At 35.7% G+C, this 14,262-nt stretch carries 10 protein-coding genes; all 10 read left to right on the forward strand.

Going from position 1 to position 14,262, the window contains the following annotated elements:
- Positions 1-17 precede the first annotated feature (17 nt).
- The 10 genes from phoU (at position 18) to GGR08_RS03905 (ending at position 14,194) form a co-directional block, all read left to right on the forward strand.
- Positions 18-740, forward strand: a complete 723-nt coding sequence (gene phoU, locus GGR08_RS03860; protein ID WP_183194074.1) for a phosphate signaling complex protein PhoU — start codon at positions 18-20, stop codon at positions 738-740.
- 351 nt (positions 741-1,091) lie between these two features.
- Positions 1,092-1,925 (forward strand): cell wall hydrolase, encoded by an 834-nt coding sequence (locus tag GGR08_RS03865; protein ID WP_183194075.1) that lies wholly within the window; start codon positions 1,092-1,094, stop codon positions 1,923-1,925.
- A 181-nt stretch (positions 1,926-2,106) separates the two neighbouring features.
- On the forward strand, positions 2,107-3,354 hold the full coding sequence (locus tag GGR08_RS03870; protein WP_183194076.1) for an aminopeptidase: 1,248 nt from the start codon (positions 2,107-2,109) through the stop codon (positions 3,352-3,354).
- A gap of 291 nt (positions 3,355-3,645) precedes the next feature.
- Positions 3,646-4,521: a bifunctional DNA-formamidopyrimidine glycosylase/DNA-(apurinic or apyrimidinic site) lyase gene (mutM, locus tag GGR08_RS03875; RefSeq protein ID WP_183194077.1), complete on the forward strand. Its 876-nt coding sequence runs from the start codon at positions 3,646-3,648 to the stop codon at positions 4,519-4,521.
- Positions 4,522-4,605: 84 nt separating this feature from the next.
- Entirely contained in the window at positions 4,606-6,000 is a 1,395-nt protein-coding gene (locus tag GGR08_RS03880; protein ID WP_183194078.1) for a dipeptidase, read from the forward strand.
- Positions 5,993-6,613, forward strand: coding sequence for a ribonuclease D (locus GGR08_RS03885; protein WP_183194079.1), 621 nt, complete (start codon positions 5,993-5,995; stop codon positions 6,611-6,613). The genes GGR08_RS03880 and GGR08_RS03885 overlap by 8 nt, the downstream gene beginning before the upstream one ends.
- Positions 6,614-7,306: 693 nt before the next feature.
- Positions 7,307-7,687, forward strand: a complete 381-nt coding sequence (locus GGR08_RS03890; RefSeq protein WP_246350118.1) for a hypothetical protein — start codon at positions 7,307-7,309, stop codon at positions 7,685-7,687.
- Positions 7,688-8,942: 1,255 nt separating this feature from the next.
- A complete protein-coding gene (locus GGR08_RS03895; protein ID WP_183194080.1) occupies positions 8,943-9,776 on the forward strand; it encodes an outer membrane protein in 834 nt (277 codons plus the stop codon).
- A gap of 339 nt (positions 9,777-10,115) precedes the next feature.
- On the forward strand, positions 10,116-11,063 hold the full coding sequence (locus tag GGR08_RS03900) for a porin (RefSeq protein ID WP_183194081.1): 948 nt from the start codon (positions 10,116-10,118) through the stop codon (positions 11,061-11,063).
- A gap of 1,364 nt (positions 11,064-12,427) precedes the next feature.
- Entirely contained in the window at positions 12,428-14,194 is a 1,767-nt protein-coding gene (locus GGR08_RS03905) for an outer membrane protein (protein ID WP_183194082.1), read from the forward strand.
- The last annotated feature ends 68 nt before the right edge of the window (positions 14,195-14,262 follow it).

A 14,262-nucleotide genomic window follows, 5' to 3' on the forward strand; every position in this document is an offset into this window, starting at 1 on the left:
ATTGAGGAGTATAGGCAATGTCGATGAATCATACTGTCCGTTCTTATGATGCAGAACTAAAATATTTAAAAGCAAGGATTACAGAAATGGGAAACCATGCAGAAAGAATGATTGAACGTTCTGTTGCATCGGTTATGTGTAGTGATCTTCAACTTGCAACAGCAGTGATTGCTGATGATGTGTTTTTAGATGAAGCTGAACGTGATATTGATGAAAAAGCGGTTGCTATTATTTGCAAACGCCAACCGATGGCTGTTGATTTGCGTGAAATTATTGGAGCCATTCGGATTTCTTCTGATCTTGAACGGATTGGGGATATGGCTAAAAACATTGCTAAGAGGACTGTTGCACTTACAGAAATACGTCAATCTACATCCTTTTATCATGGGCTTGAAACAATTGCAGCTTTAGCCCTCAATCAATTAAAAGAAGTTTTAAATGCTTATACGAGTCGCCTCTTAGAGCGTGTTGATTCTGTGCGTGAGCGTGATGAGAAGATTGATGCTTTGTATACTTCTCTTTTTCGTGAACTTTTGACGTATATGATGGAAGATATGCGCAATATTACAGTTTGTACACACTTACTGTTTTGTTTAAAAAATATTGAACGAATTGGTGATCATGTTACCAATATTGCTGAAATGTTGCATTATATCATAACAGGTTACCATATGTCTTCTGATCGTCCTCGCGATGACCTTACTTATAGAGTTGGGATAGGTGAGAGAAAAATAGATTAAAATTTATATTAAAGGGGATATCTGTGTTATTTTTTTAATCTTGATATAAAAGTTTTCTTACCCAAATTTTTTTGTATGCAAATTGGGTGATAGAGTGTGCGGGGCTTATTTTATTGGGATTGAAACATAAGGGTTGTTATGGACCTATATTTGGCTATGAAAATCAACAATATTGATTTGTGAATTAAGAGTTTTTTATTTTTTATTTTGCATAAGCTATTTTTTGATTATTGCTTGTATTAAAATTTTACTGAGTGGTAATACTTAGCGGTGTACTTTATTTAGAGATACAGTTAAAGCTCATTTCAAAATTTGAATAGCTTAGAGATTATTAGGAATGTTTTGCATAAGATGAAAAAAAATCGTTGGAATATTTTTGTTACCTGTTGCGTAGTACCGTTAGTTGTTGTGGGCTGTGTTTCAAATCATTTAGATGCTAGCAAAATAAAGAAAAATAAGAAAAAAACAGTTACATACCCATTGACAGAGCATCAATGCCTTATGCGTGCAATGTATTTTGAATCAAATCGCACAAGCCGTGAAGGTATGATTGCTGTTGGGACAGTTGTTATGAATCGTGTTAATTCAACTGCTTATCCTAAGACGATTTGTGGTGTTGTTGGTCAATATAAGCAGTTTGCTCCCGGTGTGTTAACGCGTCCTATGACGGAGAAAGCGTCTGTCGCTCGCGCAAAAGAGGCTGCTGATGCTGTTTTACGAGGTGAACGGGATAAGAGAGTTAGACATGCTAAGTTTTTTCATACGGCTGGTTTGTCTTTTCCTTATAGAAATATGCACTATGTTCGTATTGCGGGAGGAAATGCTTTTTATGAAAAACGATCACCTGATGGGTCACTTCAAGTTCCTACCAATAATCGCCCTTATGATGTTGCTTATGCTTTTGCTCAAGAATATTCTGGTAATGTACCAAGCTTTGTAGATGAGGGGTTAGAAAGTAGGGAGATAAAAACAGAAAAAAGTGCATCTCCTTCGACACAGGTAACGCAATCCAAGACAATACATTCTACGTCTTTTGCTATGGTACAGCTTGATAAAGTTCCCATTCCTACCTATGCACCTCAATATTTAGCCAGGAAAGAGGAAAATAAATCGTTTATGGTATTACCCTCATCAGATCAGTTAAATGCAATTGTTGCAATGTTAGAAAAACGGTACACAAACTGAGAGTGTGTGCACGGACAAGAAAGAGTTTTACAATCTATAGTGGTTTATGAATTAAGTGAACCTTTTAGCAATAATGCTATTCACAAATATCTATGGAGAAAGTAAATTCAAAGGATTTTGAAAAACAATTTAGAATATAACGACGTAAAGAACGCATTTTATTTAAATAAGAGTCTTAGTAATGTACTTTGATATTCATGAAACAATTTCGTCTGAAATGCTTAATCGTCTTGCAGAAATTACAGTAAAAGTGGGGGTGAATTTACAAGAGGGGCAGGATCTTGTTTTGACTGCTCCAGTTTCAGCAGTACCTTTTGTTCGGCGTATCGCATATCATGCTTATAAGGTTGGTGCTGGTGTTATTATACCAATTTTTAGTGATGATATGTTAGCGCTTACTCGTTTTAAAAATGCTCATGCAGCGAGTTTTGATTGCGCTCCTTCTTGGCTCTATAAAGGAATGGCGGAAGCTTTTGAAAATGGGGCAGCGCGTTTAGCGATTGTTGGTGATGATCCTTTGCTGCTGTCCAATCAAGATTTTGACAAGGTTTCGCGTTTGAATAAGGCAACTTCATTGGCTTATCAGCCTGCTTTTCAGAAGATAGCGAATTTTGCTATAAATTGGTCGATTGTTGCTTACCCAACGGCAGGGTGGGCTGAGGCGATATTTCCTTCTTTACCACTTAATGAGGCGATTAAAAAATTAGCTGATGCAATTTTTTCTGCTTCACGTGTTACAAAAGAAGATCCAGTGCGCGCGTGGACTATCCATAATGAAACTTTGAAGAAACGGTCATCTTGGCTTAATGAGCAGCGTTTTTCTGCCTTACACTTCACGGGGCCAGGTACTGATTTGACAGTTGGTTTGGCAGATGATCATGAGTGGCATGGTGGTGCATCAGTGGCTAAAAATGGTGTTGTTTGCAATCCTAATATTCCGACAGAAGAAGTTTTCACAACTCCTCATGCTTATAAGGTTGAAGGTTTTGTTCGTTCAACGAAGCCACTTTCCTATCATGGAACATTGGTTGATAATATTGAAGTACGTTTTGAAGCAGGGCGTATTATTGATGCCCGTGCATCAACAGGTCAAGATGTTTTGCAACAGATTTTGCAAAGTGATGAGGGTGCAAGCCGGTTGGGTGAAGTTGCCCTTGTGCCTCATTCTTCACCAATTTCCAAGAGTGATTTCCTTTTTTATAATACCTTATTTGATGAAAATGCTGCATGTCATATTGCTTTAGGGCAGTGTTATTCCAAATGCTTTTTAGATGGAGATTCATTGACATCAGAAGAGATTACAGCGCGTGGTGGTAATAAAAGTGTCCTTCATATTGATTGGATGATTGGTTCTGATGAAATTGATATAGATGGCATTACCCAGGATAGTGTAAGAGTTCCTGTATTTCGTAAGGGAGAATGGACTTAGATCCTAATATATGTCGTAAAATACTTTTATTAGGGATGGAGTGGTATGTAAGCCTCATTTATTTATTAGGTATTTTTAGAGTGCGTGGTGAATGTTCAAGGAAGGGCTTGGCTATTGTGAGACTTTAAGTTCAGTAAAGTCACATAAGTAGGAAGCCAAGTGAAATCCATTCGACAAAATTTAGGCTCTTTACAGCTCAGATGCAGTGGTATCTTCATTCTTCAATGGAGGGGGGGAAGTTAGTTTATCAGTTATATGATTTGGGAAATGTATAGTTGTTAAAGGAGAGAGATGCCTGAACTTCCCGAAGTAGAGACCGTTCGTCGTGGACTTGAGTCCGTTGTAATTGATGCAAAGATAGTATCTGTCAAACTTAATCGTAAAGATTTGCGCTTTCCTTTTCCTGCGGATTTTTCTGAGCGCCTTATCGGCAGAACAATTATACAACTTGATCGGCGTGCGAAATATTTGTTATTTCATCTTTCACAGGAAGAAACGATTTTAAGCCATTTAGGAATGTCTGGTTCGTGGCGTATCGAGGATGATTTTTTAAGAAAAGCTTTTTCAACTACAAGTAAATTAGTTAAGCATGATCATTTTGTCATGGATGTTCAGACCAGGAATAATGAAATTTATCATCTTATTTATAATGATGTGCGTCGCTTTGGGTTTATGCTTTTAATCGATACAAAGAAGCTTTATGATCATCCGCTTTTAAATAAGCTAGGACCTGAACCTATGAGTAATTTGTTTTCTGGTCGTTATTTACAAAAGGTTTTTGTTAATAAAAAAATGTCTCTCAAGAGTGTTTTACTTGATCAGTCTATTGTGTCAGGTCTTGGAAATATTTATGCTTGCGAAGCACTTTGGCGAAGTCGTTTATCTCCACAACGTGGTGCATTTACGTTGGCATTGAAAACAGCACGTGCACGTGAATTTGCAGATTTCTTAGCACAGAATATCCGCAATGTGATTTCTGAAGCCATTTTTTCTGGTGGCTCTTCTTTACGTGATTATATGCATATAGATGGTTCACTTGGTTATTTTCAACATACTTTTTCAGTTTATGGACGAGAAGGCAAGGAATGTTTGGAATGTGGAACACCTATTAAACGTATTTTACAGGCTGGACGTTCAAGCTTTTACTGTTCACAGTGTCAAAAATGAATAAGATGTCTTGCAAAATTCTGCAAGAGGCTTAAAGTCAAGTTCTTATAATTATATAAATATACGAGGCTTGAGAGTTTTTTTATGCTGCATAAAGTATTAACACATCTTGATGAAAATATAGAAGAGAGCCTTGAACGCCTTTTTTCTCTTTTACGTTTCCGATCAATTTCTACAGACTTGGCTTATAAGGATGAATGTCGTAAAGCAGCTGATTGGTTAGTAGAAGATTTAAGAACAATAGGCTTTGAAGTTTCACGGCGCGATACACCTGGGCATCCAATGGTTGTTGGACATCATCTAGGACCTTCAGATGATTGTTTACATGTGTTATTTTATGGACATTATGATGTTCAGCCTGTTGATCCATTAAGTTTATGGGAAGACGATCCGTTTAACCCTTCCTTAAAAGAAAAAGAAGGAGAAAAGGTTATTTGTGCTCGTGGAGCTTCTGATGATAAAGGTCAGCTGATGACTTTTATTGAGGCATGTCGTGCGTTTAAGAAAGAAACGGGGAAACTTCCCATTAAAGTTACTGTTTTATTTGAGGGAGAAGAAGAAAGTGGCTCTCCTTCTCTCGTTCCTTTTTTAAAAGAAAATAGGGATGAGCTTAAGGCTGATTGCGCGTTGATTTGTGATACAGCAATGTGGAATGCAGATACACCATCTGTTTGTATTGCTCTTCGGGGTATTTTAGGGGAAGAGATTACGATTACGGCAGCTAATCGTGATTTGCATTCTGGGGCTTTTGGAGGGGTAGCTGCTAATCCTATTCATATTTTAACGAGAATCTTAGCAGGACTTCATGATGACAATGGTCGGGTAACGCTTGCAGGTTTTTATGATGGGGTTGAAGAAACCCCTTCACAGATTTTGCAGTCATGGAATGCATTGAATTGTACTGCTGAAAATTTTCTTGGTCCTATAGGACTTTCCATTCCTGTTGGTGAAACAGGGCGGAGTATTTTAGAACTTGTATGGGCGCGTCCTACAGCAGAAGTTAACGGAATTAGTGGTGGTTATGAAGGAGAAGGAATGAAAACGGTTATTGCTTCTCAAGCGAATGCGAAAGTATCTTTTCGTTTAGTGCATAACCAAGATCCAGAGAAGATACGTCAAGCTTTCCGTCATTATGTGTGCAGTCTTATTCCTGCTGATTGTACTATTGAGTTTAAGGGGTATGGTGGTTCTTCTGCAATTCAAATTCCTTATGATTCACCCTTTATCAAGACAGCAAAAGAAGCTTTATCGCAAGAATGGGGCAATCCTGCTGTGCTCGATGCTATGGGGGGATCAATACCGGTTGTTGGAGATTTTCAGTCAATTCTCGATATGGAATCTGTTTTGGTTGGATTTGCATTGTATAATGATCGTATACATTCTCCCAATGAAAAATATAATTTAAAATCGTTTCATAAAGGGCAGCGGTCTTGGGCGCGTATTCTTGCAGCTTTGGCAAATAGGAGGGTATATGGCTGAGATTCGTGTTCATCAAGGTGATTTATCCACTTTAGACAATTATAAAACCGATGCCATTGCGATTGATACCGAAACTTTAGGGTTACAACCGCATCGTGATCGTTTATGTGTTGTTCAGCTTTCTTCTGGGGATGGTACTGCTGATATTATACAAATTGCTAAAGGGCAAAAGAGTGCACCTAATTTAGTTAAGCTTCTTGAAGATAATGCGGTTACCAAAATATTTCATTTTGGACGTTTTGATCTTGCTATTTTAGCGTATACATTTGGCGTTATGCCAGAGACTGTTTTTTGTACGAAGATCGCTTCAAAACTCACGCGTACTTATACGGATCGTCATGGCTTGAAAGAGATTTGTAATGAATTACTGAATGTGAATATTTCTAAACAGCAACAATCTTCGGATTGGGCGGCAGAAACGCTATCACAGGCACAAATTGAATATGCTGCATCGGATGTGTTATATTTACACCGTTTAAAAGTTATATTTGAAGAACGCTTAAGACGTGAAGAGCGAGAAAGTATTGCTAAGGCATGCTTTCAATTTTTGCCTATGAGAGCTAGGCTTGACCTTTTAGGATGGCCGGAAGTTGATATTTTTTCGCATAGCTAACTTTAAAAATTGGTTTTAAATGAAGTTAATTGTTGATGCGATAGGATAAAGTGTCCATAATATACAAATTGAAGTTTAGGCAATAAAAATACATTGACAAATTCATATTTTTTGTCTTTGGAATAACTGTTATTTGAAAAAAGCAATTTTGAGGAGAAGTTGAGAATATACGCGAGGTTAGAAGGCTTAATATATAAAGGCAAACAAGATTACATTGGGCTATGCAAAAAACTAAGCCTAAAAAAGTGAGCTAGACACAGGTTAGTAAGAGCGCTTTTTATCAAGTCAAAGTGTTATTATAGCTTTTGCATTTAAACAAGTTTATAAGAAAGTGCCCCCTTTAAAAGAGTTTTATACATTTTTCAACTTCATTTATGATAGATAAATGATTAATTTTGCTTAGTGCGTCATGAACAAGTTTGAAATGAGAAAATTTTACAACGTTTAAGGATCCATTGAATATGGAGCATTATATAATTATGTTTATAAATTAATGTTTTGTTGTGATGTTTGCGTAGCTTATTGTTATCAGATGCTGTTTCGTATCTTTATTCATTGCCAAACAAATGATTTCTATGTTGGCAGAGTAGGGCAATTTACATTTATTTTAAAATCAAAATGGTTCTCAAATTTGCTTTTTTGAGGATTCTCATTTTTATTGATCAACATGTTATTTTTCTTTGGAAATTTGCAATGAAAGCCCTAGATAAAATCCATTATGGATATTTTTATAGGGTTACATTGATGAACATAAAATATTTTATTACAGTTTTTGCTACTTTTGCTTCAATATCTGCAGCTCAGGGATCTCCTTTTTTGTCCTTTCAAAAGTTAATACAGGGCATATCTGCTTCTGCTTTTCCTATAGATCATTTTTCTCGTGAACAGTCTAACAAAATTTTATCTGAAGTTTTTCAAATGGAATTTTCTTGCAGAAATAACAGCAAATGCGTAACAACAGCTAAGTTAGTTCCTGTGGCATATTCTCGTAAAAAAAGAGGTCATAGACCTCAAAAAGGAACAGGGAAAAGAGGACGGCCAAACTTATTTATAAGAAGTCCAATGAGTTTTTAAAAAGTGAAAAAACAATGTCAAGAGGTGTTGTATATGCTTTGGAATTGAAGAAGGGGAGAATTTTTATCGCTTGAAAAATAGGGGGGATTTGTTTTCAAAGGGTATTATGATTGTGTAGGGTGGGGAGGAAGACGGTTATTCGGAAAAGAGTGTAGGTAGGTGGATTTTGGTGAAAAAATACACTGTAGAATGGCAATCGCTCGTTACAAAATTCACAGGTTTGGACGATATAACTGTATATTTGGAATTGCTCTGTTATACTGTAAATACTGCCGTTTGAAGTATGGTTATATAAAGCGTGTAAAATTCTTTGATTAAGTATTTTTAGAGGGAGTGGTGGATTAAGGATAGGACTTGTCTAGAGAGCCTTTAGTTAAGTGAATCACACATGTATAGGAAACCCAGAGAAACTCGTTTGACAAAAATCTGGGATGTTTGCATACAAGATTTGAGAGGATACTTCATTAAAATGGAGGGGAAAACAAAACAATTTTAATCTTTAATAGTATATTTCGACTATAAAATTTATCAAATATTTTTTATTTAGCACTGATTCAGAATATCAAATATTTTTTCTGCCAAATTCATAATTTTTAAAGTAGGATGCAGTTTGAAAACTATAAGAAAGATTGCTCATTTTTTGAGCTTTAAAGGTTTTTATATAAATTTTAATATTTATCATATTTATGTGCGATACAAAGAGTGTTCTTTAAAATGATGAAAAAATAATCAAATAGCTATTCGCATTTGGTTATGCAAAGGGTGAGGCTAAAAGTTTTGTTGGTGTGAATTTAAATAGAACGGTTACATTTGGTATTGTAACAGTCTTTTCTGTTTTTGATATTGAGAGTATTCATCGGAAGCATTTTTAGCTTTTTAAAATGGCTTTATTTATCCATACCACACTTGCTCTTTTGTGAGGTGCGGGAGGGTGATTTTGATTGCTTTAATATAAGAGATCTTTTTCCATTATAAATATATGACATTTTTCATGTCAATAGCATATGCTTTCCACGGAAGATATCTATAACGCAGATTTTTTTGCAAAATTTATACAAGCGAGAAAATGTGAGGAGATAGAGATCATTTGTGCATTGGCGTAGTTTAATTTTCATTTATTACGGATCAAGCATTAAAGATGTTTTGATTGGCTTTTTGTTTTTTTTATGAGTGTATCATTTTTGCTACAGATATCTGGAGAAGGGGCTCTATATGAAATGGTGTGTTCAAAAATATTCAGCTATGGAGAGAAAATATGAATATGAAATGGTTAATAACAGCTTCTACTTTCGCTTTTGTTTCAATTTCAGTGGCGCAGGCAGCAGATGTTATTGTTCCCCCACATCCAACACCTGTTGCTCCTGTTATTGTTTCCCCAACTTTTTCTTGGACAGGTTTATATCTTGGTGGGCAGATTGGTGGTTTTTCGAGTAAAACGAAGATGGATATTCTCAGTAAAGGACAAAAGATTCCGGTAAGTGATGATTTTTTGCCTAAACTATCAGGTTTCATGGGTGGCATTTATGCAGGTTCCAATATTGATCTCGGCAATGGTCTTATTTTAGGTGTTGATACAGATATCATGTGGTCTAATAAAGATGATACGAAGACAGGAAAAACATATGTTATTGCTCCAGATCATGTAAATTATATTAAAAAGATGTTAAGAGAATCTGGAATTAACATTGGTGAGGATGCACTTCTAGAGGGTGCTAAACGAACCCACAGTTTCATTTTTAAAGAAAAATGGGCTGGTGCAACGCGTGTCCGTATTGGTTTTGCAGCTGAGCGCATTATGCCTTATGTTGCTGGTGGTATTGCTTATACACAGCTTCAAGATAGTGCAGTAGTTTCAATAACAGATAAAAATTCAGATAAAGTAATAGCTTCTGGTACTCTGTCCGATGAAACAAAGACCTTTGTTGGTTATACTCTTGGTGCTGGTGTTGATTTAGCAATGACCAATAATGTTATTGTTCGTGCGGAATATCGTTACTCAGATTTTGGTAAAAAGAAATTCTCAAATAATCAATATGAGACTTCCTACAAAACCAATGATTTCCGTGTTGGTGTTGCTTACAAATTTTAATAGATGGTAAATTAAATGATGAAAAGGCTCTGTCAACGACAGAGCCCTTGTTATTTTCTGTTGCTATATTATCACATAACGCATAATTTATTGCGGATGTGAAAAGATATTATTTGGATTTTCTTAAAAAAAATTCATAAATAATAAATAAAAAATTCATTTAAAATCAATAAGTTATTTATATTTTCATAGCTTGCAGTTTCTTGTGCAAAGTGAAGCTATGAAGTGGTTTTATTTTGAGTGCCTCCTTCATTTTCTGCGATTGTATCATTTTTACTACAGCTTTTCTTTCTGTAAACTTATAGTATTGTCTCAATAGTAAATTTAGGAGCAAAGTTTATGAATATAAAATCTTTAGTAACAACTTCTGTCATCGCTATGATTTCAGCTTCTGCAGCACAAGCTGCTGATGTTATCGTCCCTCGCGAAACAGCTTCAGCAGTCATCGCAGCAGCCCCTTCATTTTCTTGGACAGGTTTTTATATTGGTGGTCAAGTTGGCAATTTTTCGAGTAAAACTAAAGTAACTGTTTCAGATACAGACAGAGAATTTTCTACAAAAGATAACACGCCTAGACCTTCTGGTTTCATGGGAGGTATTTATGCAGGGTCTAACGTAGACCTCGGAAATGGTCTTGTTCTCGGTGTTGAAACTGATGCAGTTTGGGCAGACCGTGAAGAATCAAAAAAATTCCGTAGCTTTACTCTTACTAACACTCAAGCAGAAACTTTTAATAATGCTCTTGAAAAAGCTAAGGTTAACCTAGAAGGTTTACAACGGTTTGAAGCTGGTGACAAGATAACGGAAATGCACAGTTACAGAGAAAAATGGTCTGGTGCTACACGTGTTCGTATTGGTTTTACTACGTTTGATCGTATTATGCCTTATGTTGCTGGTGGTATTGCTTATGCGCAGGTACAGGGTATACAATCAGTTTCAGGATCTAGATTAAACGTTATGCCAAGTGGAAGCAATAATGCAAATAATGCAGGTGATGCAGGTGATGCAGGTGATGCAGGTAATACAGTTAGTCAAAAAATGTCAATTCAAAGAAACCTAAATAATGGGAATAACATAAATTTGACTGGTGGTACTTGGGCTAATGACACGAAGACAATGGTTGGTTTCACTGTTGGGGGCGGTGTTGATTTTGCAATGACAGATAATATTCTTTTGCGTGCAGAATACCGTTACTCCGATTTTGGTAAAAAGAAATTCGCAGATGATGCACATGAATTCGAATACAAAACCAATGATTTTCGTGTAGGTGTTGCTTACAAATTTTAATTTCGTAAAAATAAAGTTATAAGCACAAAAAAATATTAAGGTCTCGTGTAACGAGACCTTTATTTATTAGCCTTTTATTTTTATTTGTCTCATTTTGTATTACAAGACTTAAGGAAAAAATTATATTATTAGAGGGTGAATTGATATTCTATATCGATTTTATCATTACTAATTAATAAAATCCTATATTGTTGCTGCTATATAAAAACATTCAATTAATTTCAGAAACAGGAAAAGATCATAACCAATAAATAACCTTAGCTTATTTTATTTGTTAGATTAAAGTGAGCATATGACATATATTTGTCGACTTAGTCTCTGAAGCAGGAAGACAATCTAATTAGGAAGAATGGAAGGTTATAAAGATAGAAACCAGTTTCCAACTTTACTATCTTTTCTCAGCTTAGCTTTATAGCTTTCAAAAACATTTAGAGCAATGCCTTTTAAATAATGAAGATGTTTTGTTCTTTAATGGGATTGCACTTCTCATGTAAAAAACGCTCTGAACGAAATGCACTTGTTATTGCTTATTGCATCTTCACACATTTATTTTCAAGAAATATTTCCCAAGTTATATCACATTCACCTCATGGCAACATCTGTGAATGATCTAGAACGATAAAGTTCTTAATATAATATGAAATTTCTTAAGTATCCTCTACTTTTACGGTTAATAATAAAAAGCAAAATAGATTATTATACACTTTTCTAGCTATCAGTATTGCTGTGGACAAACTTTAGTTGTGAAGTACGCTCATGAGAGGTATTTTTAATCTTGCTTTCAATGTTGTTGATCCACATGTTTATCTTGTTTATGATATATCAAGTGACATGGTTTTGATTGATTCAACATAAGCAGGTTTTAAAGTAAGCACATTCTCCAATATTAGTTTTTTTCATTCAATGTGCAAATAATAAGTTGTCATTATAAATCTAAAGTGATGTGGCAGGACAAAGATATTTCCGCAGCGAATCTAAGAATTTTTTTGTGAGTGTTTGATTTGATGAAAATTTAATGGCGTTTAATTTTAAAAAGGCAATGATAGGTTTCATGGTTTGTGTTAGCGTTGATTTGGCCATAATAGAAAACAATTTATAGTGTATAGAATACTGTTATTTAGATTTCAGTAAAAAGAACATTGTCATTAACAGTTTTGCGAAACTTTAACAAAAGTGAATTTAACTATAAGATATATAATTTCAGTGTGATTTAGTTTACAAATTCTCATTGGATGCAAAACTAAATAGTTAAGAATCCTTCTTTTTAGAATTTTTTATTTTTTTGTGAGTGTGTTATTTTTGCTACAGATATTTTAAAAAAGATGCTCTATATACATTTCATTTTGGATATTTGGAGAGATTATATGAATACAAAACGTTTAATAACAGCGTCTATTTTTTCTTTAATTTCAGCTTCTACAGCGCTAGCTGCTGATGTTTTGATTCCCCATCAATCAGCTTCATCAACTTCTTCTACTATTGTTGCTCCTACTTTTTCATGGACGGGTCTTTATTTAGGTGTTCAAGCTGGTGGTTTTTCAAGCAAGGCTGATATGGCTCTTGTTGGTCGAGACAAGAGTTTACTACTGGATAAAGAGTTCTCTCCTAAACTTTCGGGTTTTGTAGGTGGTTTTTATGCAGGCTCTAATATTGATCTCGGTGATAACTTTGTTTTTGGTATCGATACAGATTTAATACTTTCTGGAAAAAAACACACAAAGACCATTTCGATAGGTGCAGTTGATAGTGCTACAGTAGAGAATGCAGTAGTAAGATCTCGCAGATCAGCAGAAGTTACTTCATCGGTAAGCACACCTGCATCAGCAGTACAAACGTCAAGTGGAAAAGCACAAGTATCTGAAGAAAAATCTACATCACCAGACGTACAAACCTTGCCAACATCGACAATAGAGACGGCATCAGCGGGATCAAAAACAGTAGAAAAAAAGCAATCCACAGAAGTTAGAGGAACCGATTCAGCAACAAGGCCCACGGCAACGACACAATTAAAGAGAGGAGCGCAAAAGAAAGGAGAGGGAGTGCAAGTTAGATCTAAACCAGCATCCTCCACCACTAAGACAAGCTCAGAACAAACAACATCATCTTCATTAGGAAGATCAGATACAGGGCAGTTATTGGTAAGCAAGGTAAGTGAAACATCTCCAGTCACATCTGAACCAGCATCTTCCAGTGCAAGGGAAAACGGATCAAAGCAGCCGCTTTCTTTAGCAAGATTAGCTACAGGGGAGCAATCATCGGGAGCAGAGGTAAGTGAACAGAAAACACCTGTAAAAACGGTTGAAAAAGCATCAGGATCATCAGCTATCTCATCAACAGGATCAGAATCAAGTCAACCGGCTGCAAAATTGCCTACATCGGTACAATCATCAGGAGCAGAAAAAACAGTACCAAGTTCACCACTTACGCTAGCGAGATCAGGAGCATCTGGATCAGATCAAAAAACTTCCAATGGAACAAACGCAGGTCATCATAGCATTCAGGGTGATAGTGGAAATAATGCTCATGTGCGTGTTTCCTCTAATGGAACTGGACATAATGTTAATCCGCATGCTGTATCTTCCGGAAGTGGTCATGGCTCTGGCGCTCATCCACATGGTTCTCGTCCTCATGGTGGACAGAATGTGGCTGGACAGGGTGCACAAAATACACAAGCGGTGGCTAAGAGCGACTCCAGTGTATATGGTCTAGAACAAATAAAAAAGGTGGCTTCTGAACTTGGTTTTAATCAAGAGGATGAAGTTGAAACTTTAAATCATACTTTCAAACAAAAGTGGGGTGGTGCTACACGGATACGTATCGGGTTTACTGCTGATCGTTTTATGCCTTATCTTGCTGGCGGTATTGCTTATGGACAGTTCCAAGATATTGTATCATTATCGGTTAAAAATGAAGATGGGAAAATTGTTTCTTCTAAGAATCTAACCGATGAAACCAAAGCCATGATTGGTTACACTCTTGGTGGTGGAATTGATTTTGCAATGCTAGATAATGTAATTGTACGTGCAGAATATCGTTACTCTGATTTTGGAAAAAAGAAATTTGCAAAAGAAAAATTTGAAATTAACTACAAAACCAATGATTTTCGTGTTGGTGTAGCTTACAAATTCTAATCTTTTTAAAGAGTAAATTTTTAAAAGGTTCCACTGAATAGTGGAGCCTTTATTTTTTAAAAGTCATT

The sequence above is a fragment of the Bartonella fuyuanensis genome (assembly GCF_014197255.1).
GTDB lineage: Bacteria > Pseudomonadota > Alphaproteobacteria > Rhizobiales > Rhizobiaceae > Bartonella > Bartonella fuyuanensis.

Bases quoted from the DNA above. Each gene is read 5' to 3' on its own strand.
- GGR08_RS03885 (WP_183194079.1), top strand. From the start codon at position 5,993: ATGGCTGAGATTCGTGTTCATCAAGGTGATTTATCCACTTTAGACAAT.
- GGR08_RS03865 (WP_183194075.1), top strand. From the start codon at position 1,092: ATGAAAAAAAATCGTTGGAATATTTTTGTTACCTGTTGCGTAGTACCG.
- GGR08_RS03870 (WP_183194076.1), top strand. From the start codon at position 2,107: ATGTACTTTGATATTCATGAAACAATTTCGTCTGAAATGCTTAATCGT.
- mutM (WP_183194077.1), top strand. From the start codon at position 3,646: ATGCCTGAACTTCCCGAAGTAGAGACCGTTCGTCGTGGACTTGAGTCC.
- GGR08_RS03895 (WP_183194080.1), top strand. From the start codon at position 8,943: ATGAATATGAAATGGTTAATAACAGCTTCTACTTTCGCTTTTGTTTCA.
- GGR08_RS03890 (WP_246350118.1), top strand. From the start codon at position 7,307: ATGAAAGCCCTAGATAAAATCCATTATGGATATTTTTATAGGGTTACA.
- GGR08_RS03900 (WP_183194081.1), top strand. From the start codon at position 10,116: ATGAATATAAAATCTTTAGTAACAACTTCTGTCATCGCTATGATTTCA.
- GGR08_RS03905 (WP_183194082.1), top strand. From the start codon at position 12,428: ATGAATACAAAACGTTTAATAACAGCGTCTATTTTTTCTTTAATTTCA.
- GGR08_RS03880 (WP_183194078.1), top strand. From the start codon at position 4,606: ATGCTGCATAAAGTATTAACACATCTTGATGAAAATATAGAAGAGAGC.
- phoU (WP_183194074.1), top strand. From the start codon at position 18: ATGTCGATGAATCATACTGTCCGTTCTTATGATGCAGAACTAAAATAT.